This window comes from Actinomadura syzygii (genome assembly GCF_008085905.1).
In the GTDB taxonomy this organism is placed as follows: domain Bacteria; phylum Actinomycetota; class Actinomycetes; order Streptosporangiales; family Streptosporangiaceae; genus Spirillospora; species Spirillospora syzygii.
This window is the reverse complement of sequence record NZ_VSFF01000007.1, coordinates 21,787-47,547: the sequence shown is the minus strand read 5'-3', so window position 1 is coordinate 47,547 and position 25,761 is coordinate 21,787. Positions and strand designations below refer to the sequence as shown.

21 protein-coding genes and 1 tRNA gene are annotated in these 25,761 nt (G+C 72.8%); 8 read left to right on the top strand and 14 right to left on the bottom strand.

Going from position 1 to position 25,761, the window contains the following annotated elements:
* Window positions 1–27: 27 nt before the first annotated feature.
* Entirely contained in the window at window positions 28–1,005 is a 978-nt protein-coding gene (locus tag FXF65_RS18120; protein WP_148351164.1) for an ROK family protein, read from the bottom strand.
* Window positions 1,002–2,165 carry an FIST signal transduction protein gene (locus FXF65_RS18115; protein ID WP_148351163.1) on the bottom strand — a complete coding sequence of 388 codons (1,164 nt, stop codon included), beginning with the start codon at window positions 2,163–2,165 and terminating at the stop codon, window positions 1,002–1,004. Before FXF65_RS18115 ends, FXF65_RS18120 begins: the two co-directional genes overlap by 4 nt.
* A gap of 235 nt (window positions 2,166–2,400) precedes the next feature.
* Here FXF65_RS18115 and FXF65_RS18110 point away from each other — a divergent pair, with 235 nt between their 5' ends.
* The 3 genes from FXF65_RS18110 (at window position 2,401) to FXF65_RS18100 (ending at window position 6,566) form a co-directional block, all read left to right on the top strand.
* A complete protein-coding gene (locus tag FXF65_RS18110) occupies window positions 2,401–3,852 on the top strand; it encodes a sigma 54-interacting transcriptional regulator (protein ID WP_148351162.1) in 1,452 nt (483 codons plus the stop codon).
* Between the two features lie 104 nt (window positions 3,853–3,956).
* Complete coding sequence (locus tag FXF65_RS18105; protein WP_148351161.1) at window positions 3,957–6,032, top strand: vWA domain-containing protein; 2,076 nt, start codon at window positions 3,957–3,959, stop codon at window positions 6,030–6,032.
* Window positions 6,033–6,062: 30 nt separating this feature from the next.
* Window positions 6,063–6,566, top strand: coding sequence for a DUF2269 family protein (locus tag FXF65_RS18100; RefSeq protein ID WP_148351160.1), 504 nt, complete (start codon window positions 6,063–6,065; stop codon window positions 6,564–6,566).
* A gap of 37 nt (window positions 6,567–6,603) precedes the next feature.
* Here the strand turns inward: FXF65_RS18100 and FXF65_RS18095 are convergent, their stop codons facing one another.
* Complete coding sequence (locus tag FXF65_RS18095; protein WP_246198894.1) at window positions 6,604–7,683, bottom strand: alpha/beta hydrolase; 1,080 nt, start codon at window positions 7,681–7,683, stop codon at window positions 6,604–6,606.
* A gap of 119 nt (window positions 7,684–7,802) precedes the next feature.
* A complete protein-coding gene (locus FXF65_RS18090; protein WP_148351159.1) occupies window positions 7,803–8,975 on the bottom strand; it encodes a cystathionine gamma-synthase in 1,173 nt (390 codons plus the stop codon).
* A 221-nt stretch (window positions 8,976–9,196) separates the two neighbouring features.
* Between FXF65_RS18090 and FXF65_RS18085 the strand changes: the two genes are divergently transcribed.
* Complete coding sequence (locus FXF65_RS18085) at window positions 9,197–11,353, top strand: MMPL family transporter (protein ID WP_148351158.1); 2,157 nt, start codon at window positions 9,197–9,199, stop codon at window positions 11,351–11,353.
* Window positions 11,354–11,505: 152 nt separating this feature from the next.
* On the opposite strand, the gene FXF65_RS18080 is transcribed toward FXF65_RS18085, so the two are convergent.
* Window positions 11,506–12,903, bottom strand: a complete 1,398-nt coding sequence (locus FXF65_RS18080) for a cystathionine beta-synthase (protein ID WP_148351157.1) — start codon at window positions 12,901–12,903, stop codon at window positions 11,506–11,508.
* Window positions 12,904–13,134: 231 nt separating this feature from the next.
* On the opposite strand from FXF65_RS18080, the gene FXF65_RS18075 reads away from it, so the two are divergent.
* From FXF65_RS18075 to FXF65_RS18065, 3 genes are all read left to right on the top strand, one after another.
* Window positions 13,135–14,124: an SGNH/GDSL hydrolase family protein gene (locus FXF65_RS18075; RefSeq protein ID WP_148351156.1), complete on the top strand. Its 990-nt coding sequence runs from the start codon at window positions 13,135–13,137 to the stop codon at window positions 14,122–14,124.
* Between the two features lie 352 nt (window positions 14,125–14,476).
* Complete coding sequence (locus FXF65_RS18070; RefSeq protein WP_148351155.1) at window positions 14,477–15,697, top strand: acetyl-CoA C-acetyltransferase; 1,221 nt, start codon at window positions 14,477–14,479, stop codon at window positions 15,695–15,697.
* 203 nt (window positions 15,698–15,900) lie between these two features.
* The gene (locus FXF65_RS18065; protein ID WP_067896470.1) at window positions 15,901–16,128 is read left to right on the top strand and encodes a DUF4287 domain-containing protein; all 228 of its coding nucleotides are present in this window, start codon (window positions 15,901–15,903) and stop codon (window positions 16,126–16,128) included.
* A 221-nt stretch (window positions 16,129–16,349) separates the two neighbouring features.
* Here the strand turns inward: FXF65_RS18065 and FXF65_RS18060 are convergent, their stop codons facing one another.
* The 5 genes from FXF65_RS18060 to FXF65_RS18040 form a co-directional block, all read right to left on the bottom strand.
* Window positions 16,350–17,231 (bottom strand): Bax inhibitor-1/YccA family protein, encoded by an 882-nt coding sequence (locus FXF65_RS18060; RefSeq protein ID WP_148351154.1) that lies wholly within the window; start codon window positions 17,229–17,231, stop codon window positions 16,350–16,352.
* A gap of 111 nt (window positions 17,232–17,342) precedes the next feature.
* Window positions 17,343–17,415, bottom strand: a tRNA-Leu gene (locus FXF65_RS18055).
* A 50-nt stretch (window positions 17,416–17,465) separates the two neighbouring features.
* Window positions 17,466–18,677, bottom strand: coding sequence for a class I SAM-dependent methyltransferase (locus tag FXF65_RS18050; protein WP_246198892.1), 1,212 nt, complete (start codon window positions 18,675–18,677; stop codon window positions 17,466–17,468).
* An 86-nt stretch (window positions 18,678–18,763) separates the two neighbouring features.
* Entirely contained in the window at window positions 18,764–20,155 is a 1,392-nt protein-coding gene (locus FXF65_RS18045) for an NAD(P)/FAD-dependent oxidoreductase (RefSeq protein WP_148351152.1), read from the bottom strand.
* Between the two features lie 51 nt (window positions 20,156–20,206).
* A complete protein-coding gene (locus FXF65_RS18040; RefSeq protein ID WP_148351151.1) occupies window positions 20,207–21,028 on the bottom strand; it encodes a uracil-DNA glycosylase in 822 nt (273 codons plus the stop codon).
* 138 nt (window positions 21,029–21,166) lie between these two features.
* Between FXF65_RS18040 and FXF65_RS44710 the strand changes: the two genes are divergently transcribed.
* Complete coding sequence (locus tag FXF65_RS44710; protein WP_222868630.1) at window positions 21,167–21,967, top strand: DUF2510 domain-containing protein; 801 nt, start codon at window positions 21,167–21,169, stop codon at window positions 21,965–21,967.
* A gap of 43 nt (window positions 21,968–22,010) precedes the next feature.
* Here the strand turns inward: FXF65_RS44710 and FXF65_RS18030 are convergent, their stop codons facing one another.
* The 4 genes from FXF65_RS18030 to eno all read right to left on the bottom strand — a co-directional run bounded on the left by FXF65_RS18030 (window position 22,011) and on the right by eno (window position 25,604).
* A complete protein-coding gene (locus FXF65_RS18030) occupies window positions 22,011–22,958 on the bottom strand; it encodes a Ppx/GppA phosphatase family protein (RefSeq protein WP_148351150.1) in 948 nt (315 codons plus the stop codon).
* A complete protein-coding gene (locus FXF65_RS18025) occupies window positions 22,955–23,623 on the bottom strand; it encodes a DUF501 domain-containing protein (RefSeq protein WP_148351149.1) in 669 nt (222 codons plus the stop codon). Before FXF65_RS18025 ends, FXF65_RS18030 begins: the two co-directional genes overlap by 4 nt.
* A 144-nt stretch (window positions 23,624–23,767) precedes the next feature.
* Window positions 23,768–24,247: a septum formation initiator family protein gene (locus tag FXF65_RS18020; protein WP_148351148.1), complete on the bottom strand. Its 480-nt coding sequence runs from the start codon at window positions 24,245–24,247 to the stop codon at window positions 23,768–23,770.
* Between the two features lie 73 nt (window positions 24,248–24,320).
* Entirely contained in the window at window positions 24,321–25,604 is a 1,284-nt protein-coding gene (gene eno / locus FXF65_RS18015; protein ID WP_148351147.1) for a phosphopyruvate hydratase, read from the bottom strand.
* Window positions 25,605–25,761 lie beyond the last annotated feature (157 nt).

The window sequence follows — 25,761 nt, the reverse complement described above, 5'->3', positions numbered from 1 at the left end:
TCGAACCGCGAACCTTCGGGCGGGCGGTCAGCCCGCGCTCCAGTAGCGGTCCTGGGCGAAGACCAGGGCGGCCGCGCCGACGAGCCCGGCGGTCTGCCCGAGCGCCGCCGGGACGATCCGCACCCGCCGCGCGAAATCCATCCGCGCGTGCGTGTCGAACGCCTCGTCCAGCGGCTCGAACAGCAGCGATCCCGTCTGGGACACGCCGCCGCCGATCGCGACGACCTGGAGGTCGCACAGGTGCGTCGCGGACGCGATCGCGATGCCGAGGGCGCGTCCGGCGCGGCGCATCGCGGCGACCGCGACCGGGTCGCCGCCGCGCGCGTCCGCGGCCAGTTCGACCCCGGTCGTGGCGCCGTCGCCGCGCCGCCAGCCCTGCTCGCGCGCCCACGCGACCAGCCCGGGGCCGCGCGCGACCGCCTCCAGGCAGCCGCGCCCGCCGCACGCGCACGGCGGCCCGCCCGGGTCGACGATCACGTGCCCGATGTGCCCGGCGTTGCCGCTCGCCCCGTTCACCAGCCGCCCGCCGAGGATCAGCCCGCCGCCGACGCCGGTGGACACGACCATCCCGAGGACGTCGTCGTGCCCGCGCCCGGCGCCCCGCCAGTGCTCGCCGACCGCGACGCAGATCGCGTCGTTGTGGATGCGGACCGGCAGCCCCGGATACCGCGCGCGGAGCCGGGCGCGCAGCGGGAACCCGCGCCAGGCCGGGATGTTCAGCGGCGACACCTCGGCGGCGGGCCAGGTCATCGGCCCGCCGCAGCCGACGCCGACGCCCGCGAGTGGCGGGTCGCCCGCGTCCGCGACGAGCTTGCCGAGCAGCGCCTCCAGCGTCCGCCACAGCTCCTCGCCGTCGACGCCGGGCTCGTTCGGGGTCGGGACGCGGCCGGACGCCGTGACGCGCCCGTCCGGCCCGACGAGGGCGGCGGCGAGCTTCGTCCCGCCGATGTCCACCGCGAGGACGGGCGCCTCGGCCGACCCGGGCGCGTCGGACGGCGGCGTCACGCGGGCTCCGCCGCCCGGCCGAACGCCAGGATGGACGCGGTGAAGCCGTGCACGTGGTTGCGTCCCGCGACCGGGCCGATCTCACCGGCGGCGAAGAAGCCGCCGACCCCGGCCGGGCCGAACGCGCGGTCGAGCACCTTCGCGTCGTGGTCGGAGTCGGGGAACATCGCCTGCCCGCGCCCGTTGCACGAGAACAGCAGCGCGCCCTCGACCGGCGCCATATCGAACCGTTCCAGCAGGGCGGCGAGGTCCTTCTCGGCGGCCCCGGCGTCGCGGACCTGGAACCGGACGGTGCGCCCGACGTCCACGACGTCCCCGATCGCGATCGCGCCGCTGTCGGTGTCGGCGCCGACGACGCCCCGGACGAGGAAGTCGCCGTGCTCGTGCTCGTCGGCGTACTCGTCCATCGCCACGCCGATCAGCAGGCCGTGCCCGGCGAGCTCCTGCTCCTCCTCGGGCAGCCCCACGACGATCTGCTCCAGCTTCTCCAGCGCGGGAACGCCCGCCAGCTCGTACAGGACGTTCTCCTCCGCCCGCGTCACCACCATGTCGGGCCCGATCGGGCGGGCGCCCTGGCTGACCACGGTCGCGGCGGTCACGGCCCCGCCGATGACGACGCCGACCGCGCCGTCCCGGTACACCTCGCCGCCGACGAACAGCCGCGCGTCGCCGCGCTCGCTGCCCTCGGCGAGCCCGCCGACGAGCGGCAGGCCGGGGAGCGCGTCGTCGGAGCGCTCGACGAAGGCGTCCACCGGGAAGCTGTACGGGTCGGTCAGCAGGACGCCGACGACGTCGTCGTCCTGGCCCTCCGGCATGCCGACCACGATCAGCCGGTCGTCGGCCTTCAGCGTCTCCAGCCGGAACGGGTCGAGACGCGCGCCGGGCAGCACCGCCGCCCACGCGCTGACCGCGCCCGCGTCCTCCACGCCGCGCCCGGCGCCGATCACCCCGGACGCGCTGCAGCCGAGCAGCACCGCCGGCCCCGCCGCCCGCGCCGCGGCCGCCGCCGCCTCCTCGATCGCGTCCGGATCGTCCCCGGTCATGAAGACGCAGACCAGGTCGGGCGCCGCGCTGAGCGGCGCGAGCGCCTGCTCGACCGCGGACGCGGCGGCCTTGGCCAGGTCGGGTCCGAGGGCCAGGCCATCACCGAATCGCGCCATCGGCACCGCCTCCCAAGTCAATGCCTTCATCTCGATGCCCGAAGAAAGTATTCACTCCGTTCACCGGTTCGCTTCACACCTCCAGTGTCCCCCGCCACGCCATATCCACCCAAACAAGACGCGACTCCGAACAAACAACGGGCCGCGCCGCGAAACGCCGTCAAGGCAGGGCATAGCGGACGAATCCTAGGGTCAAGGGTGCGATTCCGCTGACCCGCGACGTAGTGTCGGTCGCGTGCGTTCTTCCAACCCGAGTGAATCCACACCATGTGAATCCGCATCCCGCCCGTCCACTCTGGGCGAGCTGCGCACCAGCGGTCACGTCCAGCGGTCGGTGAAGGCCGAGATCCGCGGCAACCTGCTGCACCGGCTGCGAACCGGTGAGCCGCGCTTCCCCGGCATCCTCGGGTTCGACGACACCGTCCTCCCCCACCTGGAGCGCGCCCTCCTCGCCGGGCACGACCTCGTCCTGCTGGGCGAGCGCGGGCAGGGCAAGACGCGGCTCATCCGCACCCTCGCCGGGCTCCTCGACGAGTGGACGCCCGTCGTCGCGGGCTGCGAGATCAACGACCACCCGTACGCGCCGGTGTGCGTGCGCTGCCGCCGCCTCGCCGCCGCGAAGGGCGACGAGCTGCCCGTCGACTGGAAGCACCGCGACGAGCGGTACGGCGAGAAGCTCGCCACGCCCGACACCAGCGTCGGCGACCTCATCGGCGACGTCGACCCCATCAGGGTCGCCGAGGGCCGTACCCTCGGCGACCCCGAGACGGTGCACTTCGGGCTCGTCCCGCGCACCAACCGCGGCGTGTTCTCCATCAACGAGCTGCCCGACCTCGCCGAGCGCATCCAGGTCGCGCTGCTGAACGTGCTGGAGGAGCGCGACGTCCAGATCCGCGGCTACGCGCTGCGGCTGCCGCTGGACGTGCTGCTCGTCGCGTCCGCCAACCCCGAGGACTACACCAACCGCGGCCGCATCATCACCCCGCTGAAGGACCGCTTCGGCGCCGAGATCCGCACCCACTACCCGCTCGCCCTTGAGGCCGAGCTGGCGCTGATCCGCCAGGAGTCCGACTTCGCCGACCTCTCGGGCCTGCCCGCCGAGGTGCCCGACCACCTGATCGAGGTGATCGGACGGTTCACCCGGCTCGTCCGCGAGTCCACGGCGGTCGACGCCCGCTCCGGCGTGTCCGCCCGGTTCGCGCTCGCGGGCGCGGAGACCGTCGCGGCGGGCGCGGTGCGCCGCGCGGCCCTCACCGGCGAGGACCACGCCGTCGCCCGCGTCTGCGACCTGCCCGCGATCGTCCCGTCGCTGATGGGCAAGGTCGAGTTCGAGGTCAGCGAGGAGGGGCGCGAGCAGGAGGTCCTCGAACACCTGCTGCGCCGCGCCGTCGCCGAGACCTACCGGCGGACGCTCGGCGCCGCCGACCTGAACGGCCTGCTCGACAAGTTCGACGCCGGCGAGACCGTCGAGTCCGGCGAGCTGGTGACGGCGACGGAGCTGCTGCGCCGCCTCGGCCCGGTGCCCGGCCTCGCGAAGATGATGGAGCGGCTCGGCATGAGCGGGGAGTCCCCCGGCCAGGCCGCGGCCGCGCTGGAGTTCGCCCTGGAGGGGCTGTTCCTGACCCGGCGGCTGTCCAAGGACGCCGGCGCGGGCGGCTCCGAGGGCACGGCCACCTACCGAACCTGACACCGACGCGCTGAAACCCACGACACCGCCGCGTACGACACGCCGCACCCGACCCGGCCGCAGGCCGGGCCCCTGACCCTAGGTCTCCACCGCAAGGGGATTCGATGAGCCGATACCGCTACGGCGCATACGAGGACGGGCCCGACCCGCTCGCCCCGCCCTACGACGTCCGCGACGCCCTCGACGCGATGGGCGACTCGGTGCTCGACGGCACCCGTCCGGACGACGCGCTGCGCGAGCTGCTGCGCCGCGGCCTGCCCGGCGCGCGGGACCGCCGCGGGCTCGACGACATGCTCCGCCAGGTGCGGGAGCGGCGCCGCGCCCTGCGCGACCGGGGCCGCCTCGACGGCACGCTCGAAGAGGCCCGCGCGCTCCTCGACACGGCGATCGGGCAGGAGCGGGCCGAGCTATTCCCCGATCCGAGCGACGACGCGCGGCTGCGGGAGGCGGAGCTCGACACGCTGCCGTCCGACACGTCCCAGGCGATCCGGCGGCTGTCCGGGTACGACTGGCGCTCGGACGCCGCCCGCGCCACCTTCGAGCGGCTCAAGGACCTGCTGCGGCGCGAGGTCCTCGACTCGCAGTTCCAGGGCATGAAGCAGGCGCTGGAGAACAGCGACCCGGCCGCCATGGAACGCGTCAAGGACATGATGGCCGCGCTCAACGAGATGCTCGACCGCGACGCCCGCGGCGAGCACACCCAGGACGACTTCGACCGCTTCATGGACGAGTACGGGGACATGTTCCCCGACGCCCCCGCCGACCTCGAAGAGCTGGTCGACTCGCTCGCCCGCCGCGCCGCCGCGATGGACCGGCTGCTCGCCTCGCTGTCCCCCGAGCAGCGCGCCGAGCTGGCCGGGCTGATGGACCAGGTCATGCAGGACGCGGGCCTCGCCATGGAGATGTCCAGGCTCGGCGACGCGCTGCGGGGAAGGCGGCCCGACCTCGGCTGGGGGCAGCCGGAGCAGATGACCGGCGAGAACCCGCTCGGCATGGGCGACGCGACGACCGCGCTGGCCGAGCTCGCCGACCTCAGCGAGCTGGAGGCCGCCCTCGGGCAGGACTACCCCGGCGCGCGGCTCGACGACATCGACGAGGAGGCCGTCCGGCGGGCGCTCGGCCGCCAGGCCGTGGACGACCTCGCCGAGCTTCGCCGCATCGAGGCGGAGCTGGAGCGGCAGGGCTACCTGCGGCGCAACCGCGGCAAGCTGGAGCTGACCCCGAAGGCCGTCCGGCGGCTCGGCGAGACGGCGCTGCGCCGGGTGTTCGCGCAGCTCACGACCGGGCGGCAGGGCGACCACGAGCAGCGCGACGCGGGCCAGGCGGGCGAGCTGACCGGCGCGAGCCGGGAGTGGCGGTTCGGCGACGAGCAGCCGCTCGACGTCGTCCGGACGGTGAGCAACGCCATCCGCCGCAGCGCGATGGAGGGCGCGGCGGGGCCCGCGTCCCCGGCGGTCGTGATCGAGCCGGAGCCGAACGAACCGGGCATGATCGAGCAGGGCGTGATCGAGCAGGGCGTGCTGGAGCCGGGCCCGCCGTCCGGACGCGCGAACGGCGTCCGGCTCGGCGTGGACGACTTCGAGGTCCACGAGACGGAGCGGCGCACCGGCGCGGCCGTCTGCCTGCTGGTCGACCTGTCCTACTCGATGGTGCTGCGCGGCACCTGGGCGGTCGCCAAGCAGACGACGCTCGCCCTGCACACGCTCGTGACCAGCAAGTTCCCGCAGGACGCGATCCAGATCATCGGGTTCTCCAACTACGCGCGGGTGCTGCACCCGACGGAGATGGCGGGCCTCGACTGGGACATGGTCCAGGGCACGAACCTGCACCACGCGCTCATGATCGCGGGACGGCATCTGGACCAGCACCCCGACTTCGAGCCGATCGTCCTCGTCGTCACCGACGGGGAGCCGACCGCGCACCTGCGCCCGGACGGCCGCTCGCTGTTCGACTACCCGCCGTCCACGGACACGCTCGTCCTCACCCTCGCCGAGGTCGACAAGATGACCCGGCGCGGGGCCTGCATGAACTTCTTCATGCTCGCCGAGGACCGGCGGCTCGTCTCGTTCGTGGAGGAGGTCGCCCGCCGCAACGGCGGACGGGTCTTCGCGCCGGACGCCGAGCGCCTCGGCGAGTACGTCGTCAGCGACTACCTGCGGGTGCGGCGCGGACGCCGCTGAGCCGCCGCCAGGGGGGCTAAGGTCTGCGTCATGTCGACTTCCGACCGCCTGCTGCTCATCCTGCACATCGGTTTCGCGATCTTCACGCTGGGGCCGCTGACCGCCGCGACGATGTCCACGCCGCGCTACATCCGCAAGCGCAACGTGACCGTGGTCCGCTACCTGCACCGGACCACCCAGATCTACGGCCTCGGCACGTTGGCGATCTTCGTGTTCGGGATGGCGCTCGCCGGTGACGAGCTGGCCGAGGCGTGGCTGTCGGTGTCGATGACGCTGTTCATCGTCGCGCTCGTCCTGCTGCTGATCGTCGAGCGGGACCAGCGCAAGGCCGCGCACCTCCTGGAGACCGCGGCGGCCTCCGCCACGGCCCCCGCCGCCGCGAAGGACGAGGAGGCGGCCGAGGGCGAGGAGAAGCCCCGGGAGAAGCCGACCGGGGACGTCGCCCAGGTGGAGCGCGGGCGGATCGCCGCCATCTCCGGCGTCGTCGCGCTGATCTGGCTGGTGATCCTCGTCCTGATGGTCTGGAACGCCTGACCGCGCCGCCCGGGGCGGCCCAGGTCAGCGGCCGGGGTCAGCGGCCCGGCCGCAGCCGGTTCTTCAGCCAGGCCAGCACCGTCGGGTAGGTGTGCTCGTCCTCGAACAGCTGCGAGGCGTGCATCTTGCCCTCGACGGTCTTCACCGTCACCGGCACGCCCGCCTCGCGCAGCGCCCCCGCGAGCCCGTTGCTCTGCGCGACCGGGACGAAGTCGCCCGTCGCGTGCATGAGCAGCATCGGCGCGTCGCCCGCCGACACGTGCGTCGTGGTGTTGGCGTCGTCGAGGCGCTGCCAGCAGTCCGGGGCGGCGAGCAGGCCGGTGACCGCGCCGGGCACGCAGTGGACGAGGTCGACCACGGCCCGGCGCAGCTTGCGCTGGCTGGGCGTCGCGCCGGCCAGGGCGCCGTCCTGGTAGGCGAGGTACGGGTCGTTCGGCGGGGACAGCGCGATCACGCCGCGGACCTGGGCGCCGCCCGTCCCGAACGTGCCGACCTGGGTGGCGAGCTGCCCGCCGGACGAGGCGCCGAGCACGACGACGCGGCTCGGGTCGGCGTTCCAGTGCCGGGCGTACTTCTTGACGAACGCGAGGGCCGACAGCGCGTCGTCGCGCTGCGCGGGCCACTGCGCCTTCGGCGCGAGCCGGTAGTTCGCGGACATGACGACGAAGCCGTCCTCGGTCAGCCGCCGCGCGAAGTACTTCCAGGAGCCCTTGTCGCCCTGCATCCAGTACCCGCCGTGCAGGATCAGGACGACCGGGCGCGGCTTCGCCTTCGGGCCCTCCTTGCGCCAGTAGGCGTCGATCCGCTGGTTCGGGTCCTTGCCGTAGGCGTAGCTGCGCGCACGCGGTAGCCGCGGCGTGACCATGACGGCCTCGGCGGAGACGGTGGCGTCCGGCTCCCCGTCGCGCGGCGTCCGCCCCTGCGGGGGCGTCTCCGTCCACGTCGACGGCGACTCCACGCCGGGCGGCGGCGACGGGGACGCGGACGTCTCCTCGCTCGGCGCGATGGACGCGGCGGGCGGCGAGGGCGTCGGGGTCGCCTCCGCCCCGCCCGGGACGGCCACGGCGGCGACGCACGTCGCGGCGAACGCCGCACCACAGACCAGTATCTTTCGCACCCCGGGCCCCTTCTTCGCGAACCTGGCGCGCCAATAATAGATGTTTGATCAGGTTCGTGGCGGGAAGACTAGGCCGTTCGCCTTCGCCCGGCACCCCGATAACACGGCATCGTCGCTGGTCAGAACGGCTCCAGCGCCACCTCAAGATCACGGATGAGATCGTCCGCGTCCTCGATCCCGACCGACAGCCGGACGAGGTCGCCGGGCACCTCCAGCGGCGACCCGGCGGCCGAGGCGTGCGTCATCCGCCCCGGGTGCTCGATCAGCGACTCGACGCCGCCGAGCGACTCCCCGAGGGTGAACAGCCGCGTCCGCTCGCACACGCCGACGGCGTCCTCCTCCGATTCCATCCGGAACGAGACCATGCCGCCGAACGCCCGCATCTGCTTGGCCGCGATCTCGTGGCCCGGGTGGTCGGGCAGCCCCGGATAGAGGACCTGCCGGACGGCGCGGTGCCGTCCCAGCATCTCCGCGACCTTCTCCGCGTTCGCGCAGTGCCGGTCCATCCGGACGCCGAGCGTCTTGATCCCGCGCAGGGTGAGCCAGGCGTCGAACGGTCCAGCGACGGCGCCCATGGCGTTCTGGTGGAAGGCCAGCCGGTCGCCGAGCCCGCCGTCCGCGACGATCAGCGCGCCGCCGACCACGTCGGAGTGCCCGCCGATGTACTTGGTCGTGGAGTGGACGACCACGTCCGCGCCGAGGTCGAGCGGCCGCTGCAGGTACGGCGAGGCGAACGTGTTGTCGACGACGAGCAGCGCGCCCGCGTCGTGCGCGACCGCCGCGAGCGCCGCGATGTCGGCGATGGCGAGCAGCGGGTTCGTCGGCGTCTCCACCCAGACGATCCTGGTGTCCGGGCGCATCGCCGCCCGGACGGCCGCCACGTCCGCGAGCGGGACGGGGTCGAACGAGAGCCCCCACGGCTCGCCGACCTTCGCGAAGAGCCGGTAGGTGCCGCCGTAGGCGTCGTTCGGGATCACGACGTGGTCGCCGGGGCGGCACACCGTGCGCAGCAGCGCGTCCTCGGCGGCGAGCCCGGACGCGAACGCCAGCCCCCGCGCGCCGCCCTCGGTCTCGGCGAGGCATACCTCCAGAGACGTACGCGTCGGATTGGCCGAGCGTGAGTACTCGTAGCCGCCGCGCAGCCCGCCCACGCCGTCCTGCTTGTAGGTGGAGACCTGGTAGATCGGCGGTACGACCGCCCCCGTCGCGGGATCCGGCTCCTGCCCGGCGTGGATGGCCACGGTGTCGAAGCCGTGCCGGGAACCGGATCCGCGGTGAACGTCGTTGTCCATGGGTACGAGGCTATCCAGCGCCCTGCCCTCCCTGAGGATGAGGGGCTCCCCCGCAGGTATCACACCTCAATTCGGCGTGCAGGTTGACCACAGCACCCCATAACGTTCTCTACCGTTTTACGAGTATCCGAACGACCGTTGCACTCATATCCATCACGAGTACGCATCCTGAGTGCTTGCTCTGAGCCTGATATCCGAACACCCTGAGTTAAGGAAGAAGCATGTTCGCTGGACTCGCGCGCTTCGTCGTGAGACATCCATGGTGGACGATCGTGTCCTGGGTCGCGGCCGCGGCCCTCATCATCGTCTTGTCCCCCAAGCTCACCACCGAGTCCGACCAGGGCGACTTCCTGCCCTCGAAGTACGAGTCGGTGCAGGCACTCAACATCGCTGAGAAGGCGTTCCCGCAGCAGGAGGACACCTCCTCCCTGATCGTGGTGAAGCGGACCGACGGCCAGCCGCTGACCGCGCAGGACACCGCCAAGGTCAACCAGGCCGCGGCGTCCCTGAACTCGCACAAGCCTCCGACGGTGCAGAACTTCGCCACCGGCGCGGAGGCCGTCGCGCCCAACAAGGCCGTCCAGGTGATCATGGTGCCGATGAAGGGCACCAGCCAGGCCGAGAGCGAGAAGCAGGGCGACGCGGTCAAGCAGATCCGCAAGGATCTCCCGACCCTGTTGAAGGGCAGCGGGATGGAGGCCAAGGTCGGCGGTGACGTCGCCGGCTTCGTCGACAACGAGGACTCGTTCAACAAGTCCTTCGAGATCGTCGGCATCGCCACCTTCGTGCTGATCGTCGGGCTGATCCTGCTGATCTTCCGGGCGCCGCTCGCCGCGGTGCTGCCGATCATCGTGATCATGGTGACCATGCAGGTCGCGATGGGGCTGATCGGGGTCGCGTCGAAGATCTTCGGCTTCTCCGGTGACGACAGTCTCAGTACGATCATCCTGATCGTGCTCTTCGGCATCGGCGCGGACTACTACCTGTTCCTGATGTTCAGGTTCCGCGAACGGCTGCGGGCCGGGGACGACAAGAAGACCGCGATGATCACCGCGGTGGAGCGGGTCGGCGAGGTCATCTCCTCGGCCGCCGCCGCGATCGCCGTGACGTTCCTCGTCCTGCTCCTCGCGACGTTCGGCGTGTTCAGCGCCTGGGGCCCGTCCCTCGCCATCGCCGTCGTCGTGATGGGGATCACGGCCCTGACCCTGTTCCCGGCGCTCGTGTCGCTGCTCGGCACGGCCGTGTTCTGGCCGTCCAAGGCGTGGAAGAAGGAGCCGAAGGGCACCATCTCCGGCGCGATCGGGCGCGGCGTCGGCCGCCGTCCGGCGGTCGCCGCGGCCGCGGCCGGGCTCGTCATGGTCGTGCTCGCGCTCGGCTCCCTCGGGTTCAAGGCGGACTACGACTTCGCCGCCGGTTTCCCGCAGGACACCGAGTCCGCGCAGGCGACCAAGGACATGGAGAAGGGCTTCCCGCCCGGCCTGACGACGCCCGTCCAGGTGTTCATCAAGAACCAGAACGGGCAGCCGCTCACGCAGCAGCAGCTCGCGACGTTCAGCCAGACCGCGCAGACCGCGCCGGGCGTGGGCAAGGTCCAGCCGCCCGTCCCGGCGCAGGACAAGTCGGTCGCCCGGGTCGACCTCGTGCTGAAGACGAACCCGGCGTCCAACAAGTCGATCAGCCTGGTCAAGGACGAGCTGACGCCCGCCGTGCACAAGGCGGCGCCGGAGGGCACCCGCGCCTACGTCGGCGGCCAGACGGCGATCTTCGCCGACATCAACACGGTCAACAACCGCGACCTGTCGGTCATCCTGCCGGTGGCGGCGGTGCTGATCGCGCTGATCCTGGCGCTGCTGCTGAGGTCGGTGGTCGCACCGATCTACCTGGTCATCGCGGTGCTGCTCGGCTTCGCGGCGACGCTCGGGTCCGCGGTGTACGTCTTCCAGGGCGCGCAGGGAGAAGCCGGGGTGACGTTCCAGCTGCCCATTGTGCTCTACCTGTTCGTGCTGGCCATCGGGACGGACTACAACATCCTGATGACCGCGCGGCTGCGGGAGGAGGCCAAGGAGGGCCACGACCCGCGCAAGGCCGCGGCGCTGGCCGTCCAGCACGGCGGCCCGACGGTCGCCGCGGCGGGCCTCATCCTCGCCGGAACCTTCTCGGTGATGATGCTCGCGCCGGTGTCCATGCTCAAGCAGATGGGCTTCTCCGTCGCGATCGGCATCGCGCTGTCCGCGTTCGTCATGTCGACGTTCCTGGTGCCGGGCATCACCGCCCTGCTCGGGCACCGGGCATGGTGGCCGGGGCACGGCGACGAGCCGAAGAAGCAGCCGCGGCAGGCCGACACGCGGGAGGACTACCTCCCGTCCGGGTACCGGTGACGGCCGCCCCCTAGACGTCGGGTTGCGGGGCCGGCCTGAAACGCCGCCCACCGGCCGGGCCCGCAACCCGACACCTGCCGATACCGGCAGAACGAAGCGCCGGAGACCGTCGAGGTCTCCGGCGCTTCGCCGTTTCCGCGGTTCGGAGCCTGTCAGCTACCGGACGTCGACCCGGCCAGGAACGCGATGAGGTCCTGCCGGGTGACGAGGCCCTTGGGCTTGCCGTCCACGAGGACGACCGCCGCGCCGGACTTCTCCAGCACGCCGACCGCCTTGCTCACCGGCTCCCCCGACCCGAGCGTCGGCAGCGGCGCCGACATGTGCAGCTCGACCGGCTCGGACAGCTTCGCGCGCTCCTTCACGAGGATGTCGAGCAGGTCGCCCTCCACCACGGAGCCGACCACCTCGGCCGCCATGACCGGCGGCTCCTCCTTCATGACGGGGAGCTGCGACACCTCGTACTCGCGCATGATCGCGATCGCGGTCTGCACGCTCTCGTGCGGGTGGACGTGCACGAACTCCGGCAGCGTCCGGCCCTTGCGGGTGAGCACCTCGCCCACCCTGGCCTCCTCGGTGGTCGGGATGAGGAAGCCGTAGTCCGCCATCCACTCGTCGTTGAAGATCTTGCTGAGGTAGCCGCGGCCGCCGTCCGGGAGCAGGACGACGATCACGTCGTCCGGCCCGGCCGCGGCGGCGACGCGCAGCGCGGCGACGACCGCCATCCCGCAGGATCCGCCGACGAGCAGCGCCTCCTCGCGGGCGAGCCGCCGCGTCATGTTGAACGAGTCCTTGTCGGAGACGGCGATGACGTCGTCGCAGATGTCGCGGTCGTAGGTCTCGGGCCAGATGTCCTCGCCGACGCCCTCGGTGAGGTAGGGGCGCCCGCTGCCGCCGGAGTACACCGAGCCCTCCGGGTCGGCGCCGATGATCTTCACTCGGCCGCCGGAGACCTCCTTGAGGTACCTGCCGGTGCCGCTGATCGTCCCGCCGGTCCCGATGCCCGCGACGAAGTGCGTGACGCGCCCCTCGGTCTGCTCCCAGATCTCGGGACCGGTCGTCTCGTAGTGCGAGACGGGGTTCTGCGGGTTCGTGTACTGGTTCGGCTTCCACGCGCCCGGGATCTCCGCCGCCAGCCGGTCGGACACGGAGTAGTAGGAGTCGGGGTGCTCCGGCGACACCGCCGTCGGGCAGATCACGACCTCCGCGCCGTACGCGCGCAGCACGTCGATCTTGTCCTTGGCGACCTTGTCCGGGCAGACGAAGACGCACCGGTAGCCGCGTTCCTGCGCGACGATGGCGAGCCCGACCCCGGTGTTCCCGGACGTGGGCTCGACGATCGTCCCGCCGGGGCGCAGCTCGCCGGAGCGCTCCGCGGCGTCGATCATGCGGACGGCGATGCGGTCCTTCACCGAGCCGCCCGGGTTGAAGTACTCCACCTTGGCGAGCACCTGCGCGCCCCGGCCGCCGTCCGCGCCGTCGCCGGTCACCTTGCGCAGCCGGACGAGCGGGGTGTTGCCCATCAGCTCGACGAGCGAGTCGTGTACCTGCACCGCGACATCCTTGTCGTTCAGTGTGTTGCGCAGTGTGTGTGCGCTCAGCCTTGCGCCCCTGGTCGCCCCGCCTGAAGGGCGGGCCGCCTGGACGCGGGTCCGGAAAGGTCCCCGTCTTCGACGGTAGCCGAGACCGGGAGCGCCGGACATCACCAGCGCCGGACATCAACATGGGTGGGCATCAACACGGGAGGCCAGGGGTACAACCTCCTCACGGAGGGTCAACTGAGCATGTTGAGGGCATTCACCGCGCGCCGCATCGCGGCGGCCGCGGCCTACGGGGGCGGGGGCATCACCGCCCTCGGCGGCTTCACGTTCGGGCTCCTCGTGGTGGAGGCCAAGCTCGCCCGCCGGATCATCGCGGCGACGCCGAACGGCGACCCGCCGGTCGCGGACGGTCTCTACGGCGGCGGGCAGCGCGGCGCGGCCCTGTCCCTCGTCATGATCGGCGACTCGACGGCGGCCGGGCTCGGCGTCCACACCGCCGACGAGACCCCCGCCGCGCTCCTCGCCACCGGGCTGTCCGCGATCGCGGACCGGCCCGTCCGGCTGACGAACGTCGCCCTCCCCGGTTCGCGCTCGCAGGCGCTGCCGGGTCAGGTCGACCGCGCGCTGGAGGTCGCGCCGGACGTCGCCGTCGTCATGATCGGCGCGAACGACGTGACCGGGCGGATCCCGCCCGCCGAGTCCGTCCGGCACCTCGCGGACGCGGTCGAGCGGCTCCGCGCGGCGGGCGCGCACGTCGTCGTCGGCACCTGTCCAGACCTCGGCTCCGTCAAGCCGCTGATGCAGCCGCTCCGGTGGATCGCGCGGCGCGCCAGCCGCCAGCTCGCCGCCGCGCAGACGATCGCGGCGGTGGAGCGCGGCGCCCGCTCGGTGTCGCTCGGCGACCTGCTCGGCCGCGAGTTCGCCGCCGACCCGCTCTCGATGTTCAGCGAGGACCGGTACCACCCGTCCGCCCGCGGCTACGCCGCCGCGTGCGCGGCCGTGCTGCCGTCGATCGCGTCCGCGCTGGGGCTGGAGCCCGACGTCGCCGACCGGCTCGGGCAGGGCGTGCTGCCCGTCTACCTGGCGGCGGCCGAGGCGGCGGAGGTGTCCGGCACCGAGGTCCGCGGCGTGACGGGCCGCGAGCGCGGACGCTGGGCCGCGCTGCTGCGCCGCCGGGCCCGTCCCGCGAACGATCCGGGACGCCCCGCCGACGTCGCTCCCGACCCGGCCTGACAGCCCCGGCCCGGCCGGTCCTGACAGGACCGGGGCCCGTCCGGTCACCATTGACGAGCCCCGGCCGGTCAGTCGACTCCCCGGCGTCCGGCCGCCACCCGCGCTAGCGGCGGCGGGATCCGGCGGGCCGCGTCCAAGCGTCCGGCCCGCGCGGTCCCGCCCACACGGGACATCAGTCATCACCGGGCCGGGAATCGTGTCCCGGTGAGTAACTTGAAGCTCGTTGGACTCTCTGTCAACAAATGGGGGAGCCCGCGTTGCGGCTGTCCAGGACGCAACAGTTAGATTGCTGATGACCGTCCGGTAACACGCTCGCCACCACGACCGGCGCCGCCAGACAGGAGTTCCCGACATGCCCGAGGCAGTCATCGTCGCAACCGCCCGCTCCCCGATCGGCCGCGCGTTCAAGGGATCGCTCAAGGAGATCCGGCCGGACGACCTCACCGCCCAGATGGTCACCGCCGCGATGGCGAAGGTCCCCGAGCTCGACCCGGGCCAGATCGACGACCTCCTCCTCGGCTGCGGGCTCCCCGGCGGCGAGCAGGGCTACAACATGGCGCGCGTGGTGTCGGTACTGCTGGGCTGGGACGACGTGCCCGGCGCGACCATCACCCGGTACTGCTCGTCGTCCCTGCAGACGACCCGGATGGCGTTCCACGCGATCAAGGCGGGCGAGGCCGACGTGATCGTCTCCGCGGGCGTCGAGACGGTCAGCCGGTTCGCGAAGGGCAGCAGCGACGGCCTGCCCGACACGCAGAACCCGGTGTTCGCCGAGGCGCAGGCCCGCACGGTCAAGGCGGGCGAGGGCGGCGGGTCCACCTGGCACGACCCGCGCGAGGACGGCGCCCTCCCCGACATCTACATCGCGATGGGCCAGACCGCCGAGAACGTGGCGGGCCTGCGCGGCGTGACCCGGCAGGAGCAGGACGAGTTCGGCGTCCGCTCGCAGAACCTCGCGGAGAAGGCCCTCACCAACGGCTTCTGGGAGACCGACATCACCCCGGTGACGCTCCCGGACGGCACCGTCGTCGCCAAGGACGACGGCCCGCGCCCCGGCACCACCTACGAGAAGGTGTCGCAGCTCCAGCCGGTGTTCCGGCCGGACGGGACGGTCACCGCCGGCAACTGCTGCCCGCTGAACGACGGCGCCGCCGCCGTCGTGATCATGAGTGACGTGAAGGCCGCCGAGCTCGGCGTCACACCGCTGGCGCGGATCGTGTCGACCGGCGTGACCGGGCTGTCGCCGGAGATCATGGGGCTCGGGCCGGTCGGGGCGTCCAGCGCGGCGCTCGCGAAGGCGGGCATGACGATCGGCGACATCGACCTGGTCGAGATCAACGAGGCGTTCGCGGCGCAGGTGCTGCCGTCCGCGGCGGACCTCGGCATCGACATCGACAAGCTGAACGTGAACGGCGGCGCGATCGCGGTCGGTCACCCCTTCGGCATGACCGGGGCGCGGATCACGTCCACGCTGCTGAACAGCCTCAGGTTCCACGACAGGCAGTTCGGGCTGGAGACGATGTGCGTCGGCGGCGGCCAGGGCATGGCGATGGTCGTGGAGCGGCTCTCGTAGCCGCCGTCCGGACCGCTCGCACCCGGGTGGCCCGCCATGAGGCGCGCGTGGGCCTCATGGCGGGCCACCTGCGCGTTTCCGGAGGACATCCCCGTTACAAAAGATCAACGTAACGTCCCGGATAGGTCCGCGTTAGGGGGTTGTCACATCCGGGCTCCTGTTGCAGAGTCAGCAGGAAGAGCCCCGCGACCTGGAGGTGCCAATTGTCACTGAACCACTCGCCGGAGACGCACAGCAAGCTGATCGCCCGCATTCCGCAAGTCACTGGACGTGACATCCCCGAGTGGTTCTCCGCCATCGAGAACGGCCCGTCGTTCACCCGCTGCGAGGAACGCAGCTCCTGGCTGGCCGAAGAGCACAACCTCTCCCACGGCTACGCCGCGGCGCTGGTGCGCGAGCACGAGCGCGCCCGCCGTGCGAGGCACTACTGAGACTGGGCCGGGCGCGACGGTACTGAGCGCGGAGCGCCGGTGCCGACCCGAGAGCACAGCACCACGACCTGAACTTCACCTGTGACCTGGTGGGATCCCGCCAGCGGATGCCCCCGCAGTCGTGCCGCCCGAGCCGCGCACGACCTCGGCGCGGAGATCCCACGTTGATCAGCCCCACGCCGGACGGCGTGGGGCTGATCAGTGTCCGGGGCCTCGCGGCGCTAGTCGCGTCCGCCGTAGAAGTAGCTGAGCAGGCGCAGCATCTCCAGGTAGATCCACACGAGGCTCAGCACCAGGCCGAACGCGCAGTACCAGGCGAAGTTCTCCGGCGCCCCGCCGCGCACGCCCTGCTCGATCGAGTCGAAGTCGAGCAGCAGGAAGAAGCAGCCGACGAGGATCGCCGCGACGCTGAACACGTAGGCGAGCGGGCTGCCGGGGTCGCGGATGCCGATCCCCTGGTCCGCGCCGAACAGGTGCGCCAGCAGGTTGACGAGCATCAGCCCGATCAGCGCCGCGCCCGCCGCGAGGACGAACTTGGCGAACTTCGGCGTCACCCGGACGATCCGCAGCGAGTACGCGGCGAGCGTCGCCGCGAAGGCCAGCGCGGTGCCGATCACCGCCTGGAACACCACGCCGTGGAACACGTCGTTGTAGGAATGGCTCACGATCCCCACGAGCACGCCGTATACCGCGGCGAACGCCAGCACCAATGGCGCGTTGGCCTTACGGCCGAACGTGATGAATGCCCAGATGCCGATCTCCAGGATCAGCGCGACCACCAGCACCGGAACGGCGAGGCGGGTCGGCACGACCGCCCAAGCCAGCGCCGCGGTGATCACCAGAGTGGCCAGCGTGAGGAATCCGCGGACGACGACGTCGTCCATGGTCATCGGACGCGCGGCGCCGGGCGGCGCATATCCGGGAGGCGCGCTCTGACCCTGATATTGGACGCCGTACCCGGGCGCCCCGTGCATGCCGTAACCCCCGGCGCCGTAGCCCGGAGCCCCGTGCCCCGGGGCCCCGCGGGCCGGCGCGCCGTACGCGGCGCCGCTGGTCGACCGCCCGAAGGCATTCCCCCGGAAGGCCGGGTTTCTACTCTGCATCAGTGCCTCCATTCGGCTGACCCGGACTTCCAGTGTAAGCGCCGTAATGTCATCGACGATCAGCCGATCACCACCGGATCGACACCTGGGGAGGCGCCGATCCGGTTATTGTGCCCCTGGTCGGACTCGAACCGACACAATGGCTCTTTTAGGGAGCCCGCCTCTGCCATTGGGCTACAGGGGCGGCGCAATCATATCGAGCCGACGCGACATCTCGATGCGTCCTTTTACCGCTTACGGGCGGGGACGACCCTCGCGATCCAGGCGAATCGCACTGATCTCGTGACCGCCGAGCCGACCGCTTTCGCAGGCCAGGGCGGACGCGGCGAGGTACAGCAGCCAGACGCGGGACCGTCCGGCTCCGGCCAGGGTCTCGCACTCGTCCCAATGCTCCTGTAAGCCCGCCGCCCAGGCGCGCGAGGTCCGCGCGCAGTGGTCGCGGAGCGACACGACGGACCGCACGTCGAGGCCCGCTTCGTCCAGGTCGTCGACGAGCGCGCCGAGCGTCGGGGGCTCGCCGCCGTCCGGGACGAGGTAGCCGGTGGTGAACGTCCGCCGGACCGGGTGCGGGCCGGGGCGGCGCACCGGCTGCCGCAGCACGAGCCGCCCGCCCGGCGCGAGCAGCTCCCGCAGCCGCGCCGCCGGACGGTGCGCGGGCGCGATGCCCGCGAGCCCGACGATCGCGTCGTAGGGACCGTCGCCCGCGTCGTCGAGGTCGAAGCCGCGGGCCTCGACGTTCGGCAGCGCGAGGGCGGCGACGTGCGCGGCCTGCTCGGACGTGCGCGCCAGCCCCACGACGCGGGCGCCGTGCTCGGCGGCCGCGTACCGCGCGAACGCGCCCCAGCCGCAGTCGAGGTCGAGCAGCCGGGCGCCGGGGACCAGGCCGAGCCGTTCGGCCACGGCGGCGTGCGCGGCGGCCTGGGCCGCGCCCAGACCGGCGGCGTCCAGGTCGGCGGCGTCCAGGTCGGCGGCGCCGTCCCACTGCGCGATGCCGTGCGGGAGGCCGTCCCCGAGGATCCGGGCGAAGAACGCGGTGGGCTCGCGCATCGGACCGGCGAGCGCGGCGTCGCGGTCGCCGGGCGCGAACTCCTCCGGCGGCGGCTTCGGCTCGGGCCCGACCGCGCCGAGCGTCACGGCGGTGCGGACGATGTCGCGCTTGTCGTCGCCGCTGAGCCGGATCGGCCCCGCGCCGTCCCGCATCACCCGCGCGACGGCGCCGAGCGCGGCGAACACGTCGCCGTCGATGTCCAGCTCACCGGCCACGTAGGCGCGGACGAGGCCCATCTCCCCCGGCTTCCAGAGCAGCCGCCGCAGCGCCCGCCGGTGCCGGACGACGAACCCGGGCGCGCCGACCGGCCCGACCGCGCTGCCGTCCCAGGCGCGGACGCGGATCGGCAGCGCCCCCGGCCCGGCCCCGGCGTCCCCGAGCATGATCTTGGCGAGCAACGGCGCCAGCCGCCCCGCGACGCCGCCCAGGGGGGCGACCCCCTGGAACCCCCGTTGCCCGTGGCTGGGCTCGTTGGTCTTGATGATCAGCGGTCTTCCTGGCGGCCCGCCGCGAGTTCGAATTCCTGGCGGGGCCATTCCATTTCTCCCAGGGAGACGATCTCGCGTCTGAAGAAGATCGCGAGCGTCCAGTCCATGGTGATCCGGAACTTGCGGTTGACGGTCGGCATCCGGGACAGGTGGTACGTGCGGTGCATGAGCCAGGCCGGGAGGCCGCGCAGCTTCACGCCGTACACGTTCGCGACGCCCTTGTGCAGGCCGAGGCTCGCCACGGAGCCGACGTAGGCGTGCACGTAGGGCTTTCGGGCCCGTCCGCGCAGGTCAGCCACGATGTTGTCACCCAGCCGCCTGGCCTGCCTGACCGCGTGCTGCGCGTTGGGAGCGGTGAACTCGCCCGTCCCGGACAGGTCGGGGACGGCCGCGTTGTCGCCCGCCGCGTAGACGCCGTCCGCCCCCTCGACGGTCAGCTCGGCGGTCGTCCTGATGCGGCCCTTGTCGTCCAGCGGGAGGTCGGTCTCCCTGAGGACGGGGTGCGGCTTCACCCCGGCCGTCCACACGAGCGTGCCCGCGTCGAACTCCTCGCCGTCGCTGAGCACGATGTGCCGTCCCTCGGCGGACTTCAGCAGCGTCTCCAGCCTGACCTCGATGCCGCGGGCGCGCAGGGCCTCGGCCGTCCAGCGGCCCATCTCCGGCCCGACCTCGGGCAGGATCCGGTCGGTCGCCTCGACCATCAGCCAGCGCATCTCGCGCTCGTCGATGGTCGGGTACCAGCGGCAGGCGTCGCGGGCCATGTCCTCCAGCTCCGCCATCGCCTCGATGCCCGCGAACCCGGCGCCGACGAACACGAACGTCAGCGCCCGCCTGCGGACCTCCTCGTCGCCCGCGTTGGACGCGGCGATGTCGAGCTGGTGCAGGACGTGGTTGCGCAGGAAGATCGCCTCCTCGACGGTCTTGAACCCGATCCCGCAGGTGGCGAGCCCGGGGATCGGCAGCGTCCGGGAGATGGACCCGAGCGCGACGACGAGGAGGTCGTAGGGGACGTCCCGCTCCGGCACGCCGACGCTCTGCGCCCCCGCCGGGCGGACCCTGATCGTCCGGGAGGCGTGGTCGATGCCCGTGACGTAGCCGTTCAGGATCCGGCAGCGCCGCAGCACCCGCCGCAGCGGCGCGACGACGTGCCGGGGCTCCAGGTTCCCGGCCGCCGCCTCCGGCAGGAACGGCTGGTAGGTCATGTACGACTGGGGGTCGACGACGGTCACGACGATCTCGCCGCGCCGCAGCTCGCGGCGCAGCTTGCGTTGCAGGCGGAGGGCCGTGTACATGCCGACGTACCCGCCGCCGACGATCAGGACGTGCTTCGCTCGCGCGGGGTCGGAGGGCGGCGTGCGATCGGTCGGCGGCGTGCGATCGGAAGGCATGTCCGGAGCGGTACCCGCATACCGGGCGCGTGCACCCTTTCGGGTGTCCCCCTACTGGTGGTCGCGGGCGCGGACGAAGACGGCGTCGAGCATCTCCTCGGTGACGCGCCCGGTGAACGTGTTCTGCTGGCTCGGGTGGTAGCAGCCGAGCAGGAGCACGGGATCGGGACGGGACGCCGACGGCGGCGCCGCCAGCTCCACCTCGACGGCGTGGCCGAACTTCGGCCGGGGGCGCGGCAGCCCGTAGCCCGCCTGCCGGAGCGCGGGCCACACGCCCTGCCAGGCGAACCCGCCCAGGCACACGACGCAGCGGACGCTCGGCGCGACCGTCTCCACCTCGCGCGCGAGCCACGGCAGGCAGGTCGCCCGCTCGACCGGGGTCGGCTTGTTGTCGGGCGGCGCGCAGCGGACGGTCGCCGCCATCCGCGCGCCGATCAGCCGCTGCCCGTCGCCCGCGTGGACGCTCGTCGGCAGCGCAGCGAGCCCCACCCGGTGCAGGGACGCGAACAGCCAGTCGCCGGACCGGTCGCCGGTGAAGATGCGCCCGGTGCGGTTGCCGCCGTGCGCGGCGGGCGCGAGCCCGACGATCAGGATGCGGGGTTCCGGGTCGCCCCAACCGGCGATCGGACGTCCCCAGTACTCCTCGTCCGCGAAGGCGCGCCGACGCTGCACGGCGACTTTCTCCCGCCATTCGACGAGCCGGTCGCAGGCCCGGCACACCGACTGGCGGGCGCACAGCTCGCCGAGATCCGGGGCCTCCGCGGCCAGCTCGATCACGTCGGCAGGGCCGTGCGCGACGGGGGTTGCGGGACTCGCGGGGTCTTCCGGCCACCCGGAACCGGGCGGCGCGAAGGGGGCGTTGGCGGACGGCATACCACCGATCGTCGCACGCCACAGGCGGTGGCCGGGTTCCGCCCATCTTCCAACTGAGCGCTGCTCGGTCGGTACGATGCGTTCGCCGGTCGGGGAGGCGGGTGTCCGGCACGCCATGGGCGAAGCGGGAGGCAGGCAGTGTCGCAACCGGGCTGGTATCCAGACCCCTACGGCACGGGAAGCCTGCGCTGGTGGGACGGCCAGACCTGGACCGAGCGCCTGAACCCCGAGCCCGACCGCCCGCCGCGCCTGCGCCTGCCGCCCGCCGAGCAGGACCGTCCGCCGGAGGACGAGGAGCACGACGAGGAGCCCGCGTACGGGACGCACTACGCGGCGCCGCATTTCCAGCAGCCGACGTGGGACGCGCGTCCCGCCATCCAGCCGCTCGACCGGAACGTCCGCGGCCTGCCCCTGTACGCCGACGACCGGTTCGTCGCGTACGGGACCGCGTCGCTCGCGTGGCCGCACGTCGAATGGGTGGCCTACTGGGCGGCGGAGCGGCCGCCCGCCTACGGGCGGCCCGGCTGCACGCAGTGGATCTTCCAGGCGGGACGGTACCCGTTCCGCGGCGGGCCCCGCGTCGAGGTCGTCATCGAGCAGGACGCGCTGACCTCCGGGGCGGACGGCGAGCCCGAGTACGTGTGGGGCCGCCTCATCCAGCTCTGCCAGGAGTACGCCGAGCAGCGGCTCGTGGGCGAGATGGCGCGGCGCGTCCGCGCGGGCGAGTCCATCGACGTGGCGCAGGGGCTGACCGTGCACCCGGGCGGCGTCCGCGGGAACCGGGTGTCGCTGAGCTGGTCGTCGATCTCCGGCGCGACCGTGGACGGCGGCCGCGTCTGGATCCAGCAGACCAGCAGCGCGGCGCCGGTGCTGTACGTCCCGCAGCAGAACCCGAACGCGGTGCTGATCCCGGCCCTGCTCGCCCAGCTCAGGCTCTGAACCCCGAGCCGAACCGCGGGTCAGTGTCAGGCGGGCGCGCGGGTCAGGCCAGGGACCAGGCGATGCCGTCGAGGATGTCGTGCTCACTGACCACGACGGCGCCGAACCCGTACTCCCGCATGATCCGGTCGAGGATCAGCGCGCCCGCGCCGATCACGTCGACCCGCCCCGGGTGCATCACGCCGAACTCGGCGCGCTCGGCGCGGGTGGCGTGCAGCAGCCGCCGCGTCACGTCGTGCACCTGCAACGCGGTGATGCGGGACAGGTGGATCCGGGCCGGGTCGTACTCCGGCAGGTCGAGCGCGATCCCGGCGACCGTGGTGACGGACCCGGCGAGGCCGACGAGGGTGCGGGCGTCGTCCACCGGGACCGTCTCGCGGACGGTGGCGAGCGCGGCGTCGATGTCGGCCGCCGCGCCGGAGATCTGCAGCGGGGTCGGCGGGTCGTCGCGCAGGTGCCGCTCGGTCATCCGCACGCAGCCGATGTCGATCGAGCGCGCGACGTCGGCGGTCGAGCTGCCGACGACGAACTCGGTCGAGCCGCCGCCGATGTCGACGACCAGGTACGGGCGGGCCGGGCGCAGCTCCGCCAGCTCGCGGGTCGCGCCCGTGAACGAGAGCCCGGCCTCCTCGTCCCCGCTGATCACCTCGGGGACGACGCCGAAGATGTCCACGACGCCCTTGACGAAGTCGGCCCGGTTCTCGGCGTCGCGGGTGGCGCTCGTCGCGACCACCCGCGTCTTGATCGCGCCGCGCCGTCCCCGGCCGGCGTGCCGCTCGATGAGGTCGGCGTAGCCGCGCATGGCGGTGAAGGTACGGTCCAGCGCGGCGGGCGACAGCCGCCCGGTCCGGTCGACGCCCTCCCCCAGCCGGACGATCTCCATCCGCCGCTCGACGTCGGTCAGCGTCCCGCCGCCCTCGCCCGGCGCGATGTCGGCGATGAGGAGGCGGACGGAGTTCGTGCCGCAGTCGACGGCCGCGACCCGCGTCACCGCTCCCCCTCTTCTTCCCGGTCCTGGTCTGCCTCGGCGTCTGCCTCGGCGTCGGCCTCGACGTCGGTCTCGACGCAGGGGCCGGAGCGCCACCAGTCGGGCAGGGCGTCGAGCGCCTCGCGTCCGAACGGGTTCGCGCCGGGGACGGCCAGCTCGTGCGCGACGAGCGCGTGCAGGCACTTGACGCGCTCCGGCATGCCGCCCGCGCTCTGCGTGCCCGGCGGGAGCGGCTCGACGCCGTCCTCCCGGGCGGCCTCGCCGCGGCGGCGCAGGTAGTCGTCGTGGGCGGCGGTGTAGGCGGCCTTGAGCTCCGGGTCGGCGGCGAGCCGCTCCTGCATCTCGCGCATGGCCCCGCCGCCCTCCAGCGTGCCGATGGCGGAGGCGGCCTTGGGGCACGTCAGGTAGAAGAGCGTGGGGAACGGCGTCCCGTCGGGAAGGCGCGGGGCCGTCTCGATCACGACCGGGTTGCCGCACGGGCAGCGGCTCGCCACCCGGCGGACGCCGCGCGGCTCCCGGCCGAGCTGCGCCGCCACCGCGGCCCGATCACGCTCGGCGAGTCCTCGCCCGGCCCCGTTCCGCCCGGTCCCGTTCCGCCCGGTCACGTCGCGCTCGGCCGTGTCACGTCCGGCCGTGTCACGTCCGGCTGCGTCACGCGCGTCGATCATGTGCGTCCCCACCCGCGGATCTCGCGATCCGTCCTCGACATCGCCCCTCCGACAGCTCCGCCCCACCGTCGACGCGCCTCCACCACCGCCCCGCCGCCCCGGCGCCCGCCCGGCGTGTCCGGCGCCGTCCCGCCGGCGCGCGGGTCAGCGGGGACGGTCCGCGGCCTCGACCGATCGCCACAGCGTTTCGTACCACGGCGGCGTGCGCGTCGGCCCGTCCTTGCGGGCCTGCCGCTCGTCGTCCCCGCGGCCGCGCAGCACGATGTAGCACTTTACGTCAGGGCGGCAGTAATGGAGCCTTCGCGTCGCCTCACGCTCAATGTACGACTTATCCCCTAGTTGTTGCTTGCGTTGGGCCAGGATCTCCACCTGCCGCCGGGACGCCGCCTCCTGCCGCTGGAGGTCGGCGATCTCCTTGCGCTGGGCGATGTACTCCCGGACGGGGTAGGCGAGGCTCAGCGCGATCGCGCACATGACCACCGCCAGGATGGCGGCGCGGCTGGTCAGCGCCGGGTTGGCCCGGCGCTGACCGGCCTCGGGCTCGGACTCGTCGCCGAACTCCTCGCGGTCGTCGGCGTGCTCGTCGGCACGGCCCCGCGCGGGGCCCGTCCGGTCGTCGGCCATCGTGTCCCCTGCCTGTGGCTCCGCCCCTGCCCGTCCTGCCCCTGCCCGTCCTGCGCGTGCTCGCCCGTCCCGGTCAGCCCTGCGGGTCGAAGCGCGGGAACGCGGCGGCTCCGGCGTAGCGGGCGGCGTCGTCCAGCAGCTCCTCGATGCGCAGGAGCTGGTTGTACTTGGCGACGCGGTCGCTGCGCGCCGGGGCGCCGGTCTTGATCTGGCCGCAGTTCGTCGCGACCGCGAGGTCGGCGATCGTCGTGTCCTCGGTCTCGCCGGACCGGTGGCTCATCATGCAGCGGTAGCCGCTGGACTGGGCGAGGGCCACGGCGTCGAGGGTCTCGCTGAGCGTCCCGATCTGGTTGACCTTGACGAGCAGCGCGTTCGCGGCGCGGGCCTTGATGCCGCGCTCGAGGCGCTCGGGGTTGGTGACGAACAGGTCGTCCCCGACGATCTGGACGCGGTCCCCCACGGCGGCGGTGAGGCCCTCCCAGCCCGTCCAGTCCTCCTCGTCGAGCGGGTCCTCGATGGAGACGAGCGGGTACTCGCTGATCAGCTCGCCGTAGTAGGCGGCCATGTCGTCCGCGGACCGCTTGACGCCCTCGAACGTGTACTGGCCGTCGGCGTGGAACTCGGTGGCGGCGACGTCGAGGGCGAGCGCGATGTCGCGGCCGGGCGCGAAGCCCGCCTTGCGGATCGCCTCCAGGATGAGGTCGAGCGCGTCCCGGTTGCTCGGCAGGTCGGGCGCGAAGCCGCCCTCGTCGCCGAGCCCGGTGTTGAAGCCCTTGGACTTCAGCACCGACTTCAGCGCGTGGTAGGTCTCGGCGCCCCAGCGCAGCGCCTCGGCGAAGGTCGCCGCGCCGATCGGCGCGATCATGAACTCCTGGACGTCGACGTTGGTGTCGGCGTGCGCGCCGCCGTTCAGGATGTTCAGCATCGGGACGGGCAGCAGGTGCGCGTTCGACCCGCCGACGTAGCGGAAGAGGGGAAGGTCGGCCGAGTCGGCGGCGGCCTTCGCGACCGCGAGGCTGACGCCGAGGATCGCGTTCGCGCCGAGCGCGGACTTCGCCGGGGTCCCGTCGAGGTCGGTGAGCAACTGGTCGATCAGGCGCTGATCGGACGCCGGGTACCCGACGAGCTTCTCGTCGATGGTCTCGTTGACGGCCTTGACGGCGTTACGGACGCCCTTGCCCCCATACCGTTCCCCGCCGTCCCTTAGTTCCACAGCCTCGAACTGGCCGGTTGAGGCCCCGCTCGGCACGGCCGCGCGCGCCTCGGTCCCATCGGCGAGCAGCACCTCGACCTCGACGGTGGGGTTGCCGCGGGAGTCCAGGATCTCCCGGGCGAGTACGGCCTCGATCGACGACACGGGGAACCCCCTGCTGGTAGAGCGGCTGATCACGCTGCGGCGGCGTCCGGCGCAGCGGTCTCGGGTGCGGCCACGAGCCTAGCCGCGCCGCCCTGCCGCCGCCCAACTGGCTCGCCGTTCACACCCGGATGACTCACAAAGGGGGGCGAGCGCCTAC

What these genes read in the sequence shown, in the direction of transcription:
- FXF65_RS18115 (WP_148351163.1), bottom strand. Translation starts at nt 2,165, where the DNA reads ATGGCGCGATTCGGTGATGGCCTGGCCCTCGGACCCGACCTGGCCAAG.
- FXF65_RS18105 (WP_148351161.1), top strand. Translation starts at nt 3,957, where the DNA reads ATGAGCCGATACCGCTACGGCGCATACGAGGACGGGCCCGACCCGCTC.
- FXF65_RS18100 (WP_148351160.1), top strand. Translation starts at nt 6,063, where the DNA reads ATGTCGACTTCCGACCGCCTGCTGCTCATCCTGCACATCGGTTTCGCG.
- FXF65_RS18090 (WP_148351159.1), bottom strand. Translation starts at nt 8,975, where the DNA reads ATGGACAACGACGTTCACCGCGGATCCGGTTCCCGGCACGGCTTCGAC.
- FXF65_RS18085 (WP_148351158.1), top strand. Translation starts at nt 9,197, where the DNA reads ATGTTCGCTGGACTCGCGCGCTTCGTCGTGAGACATCCATGGTGGACG.
- FXF65_RS18075 (WP_148351156.1), top strand. Translation starts at nt 13,135, where the DNA reads ATGTTGAGGGCATTCACCGCGCGCCGCATCGCGGCGGCCGCGGCCTAC.
- FXF65_RS18070 (WP_148351155.1), top strand. Translation starts at nt 14,477, where the DNA reads ATGCCCGAGGCAGTCATCGTCGCAACCGCCCGCTCCCCGATCGGCCGC.
- FXF65_RS18060 (WP_148351154.1), bottom strand. Translation starts at nt 17,231, where the DNA reads ATGCAGAGTAGAAACCCGGCCTTCCGGGGGAATGCCTTCGGGCGGTCG.
- FXF65_RS18045 (WP_148351152.1), bottom strand. Translation starts at nt 20,155, where the DNA reads ATGCCTTCCGATCGCACGCCGCCGACCGATCGCACGCCGCCCTCCGAC.
- FXF65_RS18040 (WP_148351151.1), bottom strand. Translation starts at nt 21,028, where the DNA reads ATGCCGTCCGCCAACGCCCCCTTCGCGCCGCCCGGTTCCGGGTGGCCG.
- FXF65_RS18025 (WP_148351149.1), bottom strand. Translation starts at nt 23,623, where the DNA reads ATGATCGACGCGCGTGACGCAGCCGGACGTGACACGGCCGGACGTGAC.
- FXF65_RS18020 (WP_148351148.1), bottom strand. Translation starts at nt 24,247, where the DNA reads ATGGCCGACGACCGGACGGGCCCCGCGCGGGGCCGTGCCGACGAGCAC.